The following is a 1003-nucleotide window of genomic DNA, read 5'->3' on the forward strand; positions in this document are numbered from 1 at the left end:
ATCATCTGGAAGTGGTAGCTCTGGTGGAGGTTTCTCAGGCGGTGGCGGTGGTGGAAGTATCGGCGCTTTCTAAAGAAAACTCAACACAGCCTTTAAAAGTATGATATAATGGAGGGTAGAAAAAGGAGTAATCTATGTATCTTATTGAAATTTTAAAATCTATCTTTTTTGGGATTGTTGAAGGAATCACGGAATGGTTGCCGATTTCAAGTACTGGTCACTTGATTTTGGCAGAAGAGTTTATCCAGTATAAAGATCAAAATGAAGCCTTTATGTCTATGTTTAACGTAGTTATTCAACTGGGTGCTATCTTAGCCGTTATGGTTATCTACTTTAACAAACTTAATCCCTTCAAACCAGGTAAGGATAAAGTTGAAGTTCGTAGAACTTGGCAATTATGGTCCAAAGTATTTGTTGCGACTCTCCCTCTTCTTCTAGTCTTTAAGTTTGATGATTGGTTTGATACTCACTTCCACAATATGGTTTCAGTAGCCATTATGTTGATTGTTTATGGGGTTGCCTTTATCTATCTTGAAAAACGTAACAAAGCGCAAGCGATTGAGCCCACAGTCACAGAGCTAGACAAGTTGCCTTATAAAACGGCCCTCTATATCGGACTTTTCCAAGTCTTGGCTCTTTTACCTGGGACTAGCCGTTCGGGCGCCACTATCGTTGGTGGTTTGTTAAATGGAACTAGTCGTTCGGTGGTAACTGAGTTTACCTTCTACCTAGGAATTCCAGTTATGTTTGGAGCCAGTGCTTTGAAGATTTTTAAATTTATCAAAGCAGGAGAAGTCTTGAGCTTTGGTCAATTCTTCTTGCTCTTAGTAGCCATGGTAGTAGCTTTTGCAGTCAGCATGGTTGCCATTCGTTTCTTGACCAGCTATGTTAAGAAACACGACTTCACAGTCTTCGGTAAATACCGTATTGTCCTTGGTAGTGTCTTGTTACTGTATAGCTTTGTTCGATTATTTGTATAAGAAAAAACCTTGAGGGAAGTTGG

1 protein-coding gene is annotated in these 1003 nt (G+C 39.7%); it reads left to right on the forward strand.

The annotated features are described in order from the left end of the window. Positions 1-134: 134 nt before the first annotated feature. The gene (locus SINDD18_RS00700) at positions 135-980 is read left to right on the forward strand and encodes an undecaprenyl-diphosphate phosphatase (RefSeq protein ID WP_049527374.1); all 846 of its coding nucleotides are present in this window, start codon (positions 135-137) and stop codon (positions 978-980) included. The last annotated feature ends 23 nt before the right edge of the window (positions 981-1003 follow it).

This window comes from Streptococcus infantis (genome assembly GCF_001579645.1).
In the GTDB taxonomy this organism is placed as follows: domain Bacteria; phylum Bacillota; class Bacilli; order Lactobacillales; family Streptococcaceae; genus Streptococcus; species Streptococcus infantis_E.